Source organism: Reinekea sp., from assembly GCF_982785585.1.
The window spans coordinates 1-8,383 of sequence record NZ_CEYAVF010000036.1 but is presented as its reverse complement, the minus strand read 5'-3'; the positions used below and the strand labels follow the sequence as shown (position 1 = coordinate 8,383).

At 55.5% G+C, this 8,383-nt stretch carries 9 protein-coding genes and 1 pseudogene; 6 read left to right on the top strand and 4 right to left on the bottom strand.

The genetic code is table 11. The features are described from left to right. Both AC4FIC_RS13090 and AC4FIC_RS13085 read left to right on the top strand, forming a co-directional pair. A partial coding sequence (locus AC4FIC_RS13090; RefSeq protein WP_476195081.1) for a helix-turn-helix transcriptional regulator occupies nt 1-465 on the top strand: 465 nt, incomplete at its 5' end. A gap of 155 nt (nt 466-620) precedes the next feature. After that, the gene (locus tag AC4FIC_RS13085; protein WP_100256820.1) at nt 621-1,181 is read left to right on the top strand and encodes a phosphoribosyltransferase; all 561 of its coding nucleotides are present in this window, start codon (nt 621-623) and stop codon (nt 1,179-1,181) included. A gap of 51 nt (nt 1,182-1,232) precedes the next feature. Here the strand turns inward: AC4FIC_RS13085 and AC4FIC_RS13080 are convergent, their stop codons facing one another. Both AC4FIC_RS13080 and mgrA read right to left on the bottom strand, forming a co-directional pair. Beyond that, nucleotides 1,233-1,748, bottom strand: coding sequence for a class I SAM-dependent methyltransferase (locus AC4FIC_RS13080; RefSeq protein ID WP_273284987.1), 516 nt, complete (start codon nt 1,746-1,748; stop codon nt 1,233-1,235). 200 nt (nt 1,749-1,948) lie between these two features. Further along, nucleotides 1,949-2,962, bottom strand: coding sequence for an L-glyceraldehyde 3-phosphate reductase (mgrA, locus tag AC4FIC_RS13075; protein WP_100256822.1), 1,014 nt, complete (start codon nt 2,960-2,962; stop codon nt 1,949-1,951). Between the two features lie 252 nt (nt 2,963-3,214). Here mgrA and AC4FIC_RS13070 point away from each other — a divergent pair, with 252 nt between their 5' ends. The 4 genes from AC4FIC_RS13070 to AC4FIC_RS13055 all read left to right on the top strand — a co-directional run bounded on the left by AC4FIC_RS13070 (nt 3,215) and on the right by AC4FIC_RS13055 (nt 7,670). Further along, nucleotides 3,215-3,454 carry a DUF1059 domain-containing protein gene (locus AC4FIC_RS13070; protein ID WP_273284990.1) on the top strand — a complete coding sequence of 80 codons (240 nt, stop codon included), beginning with the start codon at nt 3,215-3,217 and terminating at the stop codon, nt 3,452-3,454. 225 nt (nt 3,455-3,679) lie between these two features. Continuing rightward, on the top strand, nt 3,680-4,765 hold the full coding sequence (gene alc, locus AC4FIC_RS13065; RefSeq protein ID WP_476195085.1) for an allantoicase: 1,086 nt from the start codon (nt 3,680-3,682) through the stop codon (nt 4,763-4,765). Between the two features lie 37 nt (nt 4,766-4,802). Beyond that, the gene (locus AC4FIC_RS13060) at nt 4,803-5,318 is read left to right on the top strand and encodes an ureidoglycolate lyase (RefSeq protein WP_273284993.1); all 516 of its coding nucleotides are present in this window, start codon (nt 4,803-4,805) and stop codon (nt 5,316-5,318) included. 135 nt (nt 5,319-5,453) lie between these two features. Further along, entirely contained in the window at nt 5,454-7,670 is a 2,217-nt protein-coding gene (locus tag AC4FIC_RS13055) for a malate synthase G (RefSeq protein ID WP_476194604.1), read from the top strand. A gap of 15 nt (nt 7,671-7,685) precedes the next feature. Here the strand turns inward: AC4FIC_RS13055 and AC4FIC_RS13050 are convergent, their stop codons facing one another. Together AC4FIC_RS13050 and AC4FIC_RS13045 are read right to left on the bottom strand one after the other, a co-directional pair. Next, nucleotides 7,686-8,111: an HNH endonuclease family protein gene (locus AC4FIC_RS13050; RefSeq protein WP_273284997.1), complete on the bottom strand. Its 426-nt coding sequence runs from the start codon at nt 8,109-8,111 to the stop codon at nt 7,686-7,688. A 117-nt stretch (nt 8,112-8,228) separates the two neighbouring features. Continuing rightward, nucleotides 8,229-8,309, bottom strand: a pseudogene (locus AC4FIC_RS13045) (YHYH domain-containing protein); the annotation flags it as partial. Between the last annotated feature and the right edge of the window lie 74 nt (nt 8,310-8,383).

Sequence of the window (8,383 nt, the reverse complement as noted above, 5' to 3'; positions counted from 1 at the left end):
AACGAGACCCAAACACCGCGGTGCGGCGGCCCGGCCGCGCTCGATCGACTCTATGAAGTCCTGACCATATACCTACTGCGCTTCGCGATCGAGCAGGGTTTATGTGCCAGCGGACCCATGGCCGGTTTGGCCGATGACCAGCTGAAGCTCGCCTTGGTGGCCATCCACGATAAGCCGTCCGTGCCCTGGAATACCGATCAACTGGCAGCAGCGGCTGGTTTATCACGTAGCGCCTTTATTAAACGGTTCAATCTGACGGTCGGTATGAGTCCCATGCTCTATGTTCGGCAATGGCGCCTGACCTTGGCCCAACAAGGCCTCAAGCGTGGCGAGCGGGTTGGCAAGGTGGCCCTGAATTTTGGCTACAGCTCACAAGAAGGCTTTTCGCGCGCTTTTAAGGCGCAATTTGGCTACTGGCCCTCAGAGCAGGCCTCGATAGCCGGCATAGCGGCGAGTGAGTCCTAAGGCCGGGCGAAACGCGAAAATCTTACTATGCCGAGCACTTAGACCTGCGCCGCAGCGCCGTCTCGCTCGCCAAAAGCTTCTTGAGGTCAGTAAAGGCATACAAGGCTTTTCGGTTCGACTATAATCTGGCCACTCGGTTAACTTTGGTTTTAGACATGTCAGAAAAGAAATTTATTACCTCACAAGAGTTGTTGATCGACTCCTTTCGACTCGCCAATCAAGTGCTCGAAGATGGCTTTCGCCCAGACTTTATTATCGGTATCTGGCGCGGCGGTGCACCCATTGGTATTGCTGTGCAGGAATATTTTGATTTTAAAGGCATCGTCACCGACCACATCGCCGTGCGTACCTCTTCGTATTATGGCATTGGTCAGCAATCGAAAGAGATTAAGGTGCACGGCCTGCATTATTTAATCGAAAACGCCAATGCCGGCGATAAGCTGTTGATCGTCGACGACGTGTTCGATTCCGGCCGCAGCATTGATGCGCTGATCGCCCAGATTAAAAAGCTCTCGCGCTTAAACACCCCGACCGATATGCGCATCGCCTGCCCATGGTACAAACCGAACAATAACCAGGTCAGCATGGTGCCGGACTATTATGTTCAAACCAGCGACGAATGGTTGGTGTTTCCGCACGAATTGACCGGCCTGACACCGGATGAGTTGCTAAACAGCAAGGCGGAATTGAAGGAAATTAGTCACCTGTTTGTTTAGGCGAAATAGTTTGGCGGCTGGGTTTTAGGTCACGATCCAGGTGACCTTGGCCTAAGCGTGTTTAAACTTGTAGAGATAAACGGGCGATTTATAAAAGTCTGTTAGTTGAATTTTTGCCACCGCTTGGTGTGATGGCAGAGCGAAATTATTGCTGATCAAATACTCTAAATTACCATCCTTCGATGCCAGTTGCGTCTCAATATCGTGCATGCCGTTTGGGCATAAATAGCATATTACAAGCGCAGCGCTGCTCAGGTCTGCGTGTAAGAAATTCTTCCGAAACACCTGTAAATTATTCAGCCTGAATAGTCTTTTTAGCACCGCCGTTGTCAGCCAAGGCAGGAGCGATAGTTCATAACCGACTATTTTTCGTTGCGGATGTTTCAGTGCCATCGGAATCAGCAGATTGCCCCAGCCGCTGCCGAGCTCAAAAATAGGCCCGAGCCCGGTTTCATGACTCAGTTGGATCATCGCTTGGCGTGCTTTTTTGGAGCTGGGCATGGGTGGAATTCCCAAGAAAAGAGTGGACCAGAGGATAGATGCCCCGAAAAAAAAGGTCAGCAGCACTAATATTACTTCGAGGACTAGCAAGGGTGGGGTCTCTTTTACTAATGAGTGTTGAATAGTGGCCTATGGTTGCACCCTACGTGGAGTGGTGCCAATTAGCAAAGGCCGATGGCGCAAAGGCTACGCAACTGCAAAGTTGAGCCCGGATCTACCCCGAGCGGGCCACTCGGCCCGACGGTAGTTGATCGGTCCAAAGCGGCCTAGCCTAAGATCGTCTCGATCGCGGCCAATTCCGAGGCCGAGAAATCGAGTTTAGCCAAGGCGGCAACCGAGTCTTCAATCTGTTCAACCCGGCTGGCGCCGATCAAACAACTGGTGACGGCGGCATTGTGCAGGTTCCAAGCAATGGCCATCTGGGCCAAGCTTTGGCTGCGCGCCTCGGCAATCTCATTCAGGGCCTTCACCTTGGTCAATTTTTCCGGTGTCAGATCCTTATCGTTTAGGTAGATCAATTCCGGGCGCGCGGCGCGTGAACCGTCGGGTACCCCATTGAGATATTTATTCGAGAGCAGGCCCTGAGCCAGCGGCGAAAAGACCATGGCGCCAACCCCTTCATCGAGGAGTACCTGGGTAAGACCGTCTTCAATCCAGCGATCAAACATGTTGTACCGCGGTTGATGAATTAGCAGGGGAGTGCCCAGGTCGCGCAGGATGCGGATGGCCTCCAGGGTTTCGGTGGGCTGGTAGTTGGAAATGCCAACATAGAGCGCCCGGCCGGAACGGACTATATAGTCCAGTGCCTGCATGGTCTCTTCGATCGGGGTTTCGGCGTCCATGCAGTGATGATAAAAGATATCAAAATAATCCAAGCCGGTGCGCGCCAGACTCTGGTCGCAACTGGACACCAGGTACTTGCGTGAACCGCCCATGCCATAGGGGCCGGGCCACATGTCATAACCGGCCTTGCTGGAAATAATCAGCTCATCGCGGTGCCGGGTAAAATCCTGCTTATAGAGCTGACCAAAGGTCGATTCGGCGGAGCCATAGTTGGGGCCATAGTTGTTGGCCAGGTCGAAGTGGGTGACGCCTAAATCGAATGCCTTGCGCAACAGGGCGCGGGCATTGGATTGGGCGTCGACGGCACCAAAGTTTTGCCACAAACCGAGTGACAACTTAGGCAACTTTAAACCACTGCGTCCGCATCGGTCGTATTGCATCTGCTCATAGCGCTCAGGATTGGCGTGATACTGGGGGTTCGGTTCATGGGTAATCATAGCGGTCCTTAGAGATCTTGTGCCGGGCAGGATAGCCCGGTTGTTATTTTTCGATAACGGCATAATAACCCCATTTGGCCAGATGCACCTCTATCCTGGTTGTTTTGCCGGCCAATATCGCGCACTATCTTTCGAGTCAAGAGCCATTGCATCAACGCTTTTTTTTGGGTGGGTCAGTTGGAAAAGCCTGTTAAAGAGGGCGTTGGGTGCTTTGAATGGATGTATCCCTGATCGTTAAGAATTGGAGACACTATGAAAAAAATGACCTGCCAAATGTTAGGGGGTGCCTGCGACCTGGTTTTTCAGGCCGAGACCTTCGATGAGATCGCTGGGCTCAGTCAAGAACATGGCAAAGCCATGTTTGCGCAGTCCGACCCGGCCCATTTGGCCGCGATGAATAAGATGATGGGGTTGATGCAGGACCCCAATGCGATGAAGGACTGGATGGACGGCAAAAGAGCCGAGTTCGAGGCCTTGCCGGAGGCTGACTAACGACCGACCCGCCTGCTCATCGGCCGGATCCTGCCCGGCCTTCTAGCGCCTAAACGATCAATACAACCCGTCAAACGAGCCACTCAGAGCGATTTAGCGCTTGCATTTTTTGTGACCAAACCTTATACCTAGGGTCAAGTTAACAAACAAACCGATCGGTCAGTTTTTTCGATCAAGCTTGCCCGCTGGGCCAAATCCCTTTCCGTGGAGACCTTAACGTTGACGATGAACCAGGCACAAAATCTATTGCACGGCCCCGAGGCCGAGCTCGACGCGCAGTTTAAGGTCCGTTGGGTTGACTTGGCGAGTGAACGAGTCGGCGGTGAAACCCTGGCCTGCAGTGATGACTTCTTCGCCGAGATGGAGAATCTGCTCAAGGCCGGCCGGGGGGTTTTTATCGATGATAAGTTCACCGAACGGGGCAAGTGGATGGACGGCTGGGAGTCTCGTCGCAGTTATGGTCGACCCGGCGCGCGCAGTCCTGAGACCGACTTCGACTGGTGCATTATTCGTCTGGGCATGGCCGGCGTGATTCGCGGTTTTGATATCGACACCAACTATTTTCGCGGCAACGCTCCTCAGGCTGTGGCCATTGAGGCTTGCCACAGCGCGGGCCAACCCAATGCTGACACACTCTGGCAGACGTTGCTGAGCAAAACCGACGTGCGCGCGCACAGCCAAAATGTTGTCGCCATTTATGACGAGCGCGCCTTTACCCATGTACGCCTGAAGATGTATCCCGATGGCGGGATTGCGCGCTTTCGAGTCTACGGTGAGGTGGCAGTCGATTGGCACGACTTTGTCGACGGCGAACTGATCGATCTGGCCTCGATCAAAAATGGCGGCCAAGCCCTGTTGGTCAGCGATATGTTTTACAGCGACAAGAACAATCTGATCATGCCCGAACGGGGCAAGAATATGGGTGACGGCTGGGAAACCCGCCGGCGCCGCGATCCTGGCCCCGATTGGTCGATTATTCAACTGGCCACGGTGGGCAGCGTTGAAAAAGTCTTGGTCGACACCTGCCACTTTAAGGGCAATTACCCCGACACCTTCAGTCTCGAAGGCGCCACGGCGAGTGGCGATCCGCTCGCCGTGGCCGCCTTGCGCGCCGACCCAGCGGCGCTACAAGCCCTAGACTGGCAGCCGATTATTGGCCAAACCAAGCTCTATGCACACCGTGAACATCTGTTTATTCGGGAAATTCTGGTGCCCAAAGAACAGGCCTTTAGCCACATTCGCTTGAGTATCTATCCCGATGGTGGGGTGTCGCGACTGCGCGTGTTTGGTAAGCGCGAGGCCTTGGCATGAGACGAATCCGCCCAAGCTCAAGCACGGAGTCGCGCTGATGCCAAATCGTACTGTACAACCTAGAGTACTGCAGCCCAAACCCCTGACCCGCGAAGCATTCGCTGCCTTTGGCGATGTGATCGAAATTAGCGATCGGGCCACTCATTTTGCCATCAACGATGGTCATACTGAGCGCTATCACGATCTGGCCAGCGTCGATGTTACCAAAGACGGCGGTCGAACCCTGATCAATATGTTTCGTTCGACCCCCTTGGTGCAACCGGTCGCGCTGCGCATGATGGAGCGGCACCCGCTCTCCAGCCAAGCATTTATACCTATATCGAATCAGCCCTATTGGGTCGTGGTGGCACCGGCTGGTGAGTTTGATATCAATCAACTGCAAGCCTTTCTCGCCGGCCCTCAGCAGGGTGTCAATTACCATGCTGGGACCTGGCACCATTATTGTCTGGCCCTGCATCAGGTAAGTGATTTTATGGTCATCGATCGCGGTGGACCAGGTGCCAATTGCGATTTGATCGAACTGGACGGGTCACTGAGCTTAGCCGTGTTGTAACGCCAGCGAAAGCCAAGTCGGCTACCCAGGTTTCTGGACCTGAACCAGGAGACTGGGCCTAAACTCAAATTCAATTGCGCCTGAACCCTATCGGTTTGGGCTGTCGCTCGTTGGAGTGACCCGTGGGAGAGGTAGATGAACAACGCTATAATTAAAGAGGGTTATCGAATCGACTCGGAACTCTATCAGTTCGTCGAGTCCGAGGTTTTGCCCGGTCTGGGTTTCGACAGCGACCGGTTTTGGTCGGGCGCGACGCGTATCTTGAGCGATTTTATGCCCATAAATGAAGCGCTGTTGGCAACCCGTGTTCGGTATCAGGCGCAGATCGATGCTTTTCACCTAGCGCCTGAGAATCAACCCTTAGACCCGGTACGCTATCAACAATTTTTGCGGGACATTGGTTATTTGGTACCGGAACCGGCCGATTTTCAGATCAGCACCGAGCACGTTGACCCCGAGGTAGCGCGGATCGCCGGACCCCAGTTGGTGGTGCCGCTGATGAATGCCCGGTTCGCACTCAATGCCGCCAATGCCCGTTGGGGCAGCCTCTACGATGCGCTCTATGGCAGCGATGTAATAGCTGCGAGCAGCGAACGAGCCGCCACCGAGGCGTACGATCCCGAACGCGGTCGCGCGGTGCAGGCCTATGGTCGGCGCTTTCTCGATCAGGCCGTGCCGCTGGTGCAGGGATCCCACGCCGATGCCGTGGCCTACCGTGTCGAGCGCCAGCAGTTGGTGGTCGAACTCAGCGGTGATATTAGTACCGGCCTGGTGGCACCAGAGCTGTTTGTCGGCTTTAACGGCCGAGCCGAGCAGCCCAACCTGGTTCTGTTGCGTCAAAACGGCCTGCATATTGAAATCCAGATCGACCGCGACAATCTAATTGGGCAAACCGATGCCGCGGGGGTCAAGGACCTGGTGCTCGAAGCGGCGCTGACGACCATTCAAGATTGCGAAGATTCCATTGCTGCGGTCGATGCCGCCGATAAGTGCCTGGTCTATCGAAACTGGTTGGGTTTGATGAAGGGCGATCTCCAGGCCACGTTGAGCAAGGGTGCCCAGACGCTGGTGCGCACCCTCAACCCGGACCGCACCTATCAGACACCGGATGCTGGCAGCCTCACCTTGCCCGGTCGCAGTTTACTGTTTATTCGCCAGGTGGGTCATCTGATGAGCACCGATGCGCTCTTGAGCCCTGAGGGTGAACCGGTCCCGGAAGGCATAGTGGACGCATTAATAACCTGCCTGATTGCCGTGCACGATCTGCATGGCCCGAGCCAACAAGGCAATTCACGTTCTGGCAGCGTCTATATAGTCAAACCCAAGATGCATGGCCCGGAGGAGGTGCAGTTTAGCTGTGACCTGTTTAGCCGTATTGAAGACCTATTGGAGCTGCCGGCCAATACCCTGAAGATCGGTATTATGGATGAGGAGCGGCGTACCTCGGTCAATCTGAAGGCCTGCATTCGCGTTGCACAGCAGCGCCTGGTGTTTATCAATACCGGATTTTTAGACCGCACCGGCGATGAGATTCACACCAGCATGTTGGCCGGGCCGGTGGTGCGCAAAGAGTTGATGAAAGACGAGCAGTGGATAGCCGCTTATGAGGCCAATAACGTGCGCGTCGGTCTGCTCGCCGGGCTGGCCGGTAAGGCCCAGATTGGTAAGGGTATGTGGGCCATCCCAGATGCGCTGGCCAGTATGATGGCGACCAAGATCGGCCACCCCCAAGCCGGTGCCAGCTGTGCCTGGGTGCCATCGCCCACGGCGGCAACCCTGCACGCCCTGCATTACCATCAGGTCGATGTCGCTCGCGTTCAGGCCGAGTTGCTCGACCAGTATCGGTTGCAGGATCAGCAACCACCCCAGCAGCGCAGCGCAGCCTCTTTGTTGGCCAGTCTGCTGACCATTCCCCTGCTGTCCGACCCTGCCGCGCTCTCAGCGGCCGAGCGCCAAGAGGAGCTCGACAACAATATACAGGGCCTGCTCGGCTATGTGGTGCGCTGGGTTGATCAAGGCATTGGCTGTTCGAAGGTTCCCGATATCCACGATATCGGGCGGATGGAAGACCGGGCGACCTTGCGGATTGCCAGTCAACATATCTGCAACTGGTTGCACCACGGCCTACTGTCGGCTGAGCAGGTCATGCAGTCATTGAAGCGCATGGCCGCGATCGTGGACGCGCAAAACGGACCTGATGGCAATTACCAACCCATGGCACCCGACTTTGCCGCCAGCCTGGCTTTTCAAGCCGCAGTGGACCTGATCTTCCAAGGTCAAAGCCAACCCAGTGGCTACACCGAGCCGCTGCTGCACCAGCGACGCCTGCAGGTTAAGCACAAGGCCGTTTGACCCAAGCGAAATGACTTAAGCAGGACAGTCCTGTTGTTGACGACGGAACAGGGCGGCCTCGCGGGTGCTCATACTTAAGCGATACTTGCTTAGCACCCGCGTCCAACTGGCTAAGTAGGCACAACGATAGCCGGTGTTAGGGGGCAGCCAATCACCGGGTCCCCGAGCACCCTTGGCCTGATTCAGGCCGTCATCGACCACCAACAGATTCTCCGGATCATTAGCAAAAATCGCTTTCTGCTGTTTAGACCAAAGCGCGCCGCCGTGCTGATGGGTCCAAGCTAGGGGGACTATGTGGTCGACATCAAGATCGCTCGCTTGGGTGTATAACGCTCCACTGAAGGGGTCGAGCCATTGACCGCGGGCAACAGAACAGCCATCGGCCGATAGGGTCAACGGGCCGGTCGCCTGTGCCGCAAGCATCTCGTGCCGCGTGTTCATACAATCACCGTCGGTGTCTTGCCAATGAGGCCAATCGGCGCGTTTATAGCCCGACCCTGCCGACGGCGCGGAGGGTGCTTCAAGGGGCCCATTCTCTGTGCAAGTGGCGCGGTGACAATGGTATAGGCCGGTGCGTCGATCGCCGTGACCACCCACGTTATCCAATCCGCCGGAATGACTCCAAACAACGGCCGGCATAAGTATCGAAACAAGGGCCGTAAAAGCCTGAACTGCAAAGTACTGCTGCATCTTTACTCGCTTTTATCTGCTGA

Coding starts and splice junctions, on each gene's coding strand:
- AC4FIC_RS13070 (WP_273284990.1), top strand. CDS start 3,215: ATGAAAAAAATGACCTGCCAAATGTTAGGGGGTGCCTGCGACCTGGTT.
- AC4FIC_RS13085 (WP_100256820.1), top strand. CDS start 621: ATGTCAGAAAAGAAATTTATTACCTCACAAGAGTTGTTGATCGACTCC.
- alc (WP_476195085.1), top strand. CDS start 3,680: ATGAACCAGGCACAAAATCTATTGCACGGCCCCGAGGCCGAGCTCGAC.
- AC4FIC_RS13050 (WP_273284997.1), bottom strand. CDS start 8,111: ATGAACACGCGGCACGAGATGCTTGCGGCACAGGCGACCGGCCCGTTG.
- AC4FIC_RS13060 (WP_273284993.1), top strand. CDS start 4,803: ATGCCAAATCGTACTGTACAACCTAGAGTACTGCAGCCCAAACCCCTG.
- mgrA (WP_100256822.1), bottom strand. CDS start 2,962: ATGATTACCCATGAACCGAACCCCCAGTATCACGCCAATCCTGAGCGC.
- AC4FIC_RS13055 (WP_476194604.1), top strand. CDS start 5,454: ATGAACAACGCTATAATTAAAGAGGGTTATCGAATCGACTCGGAACTC.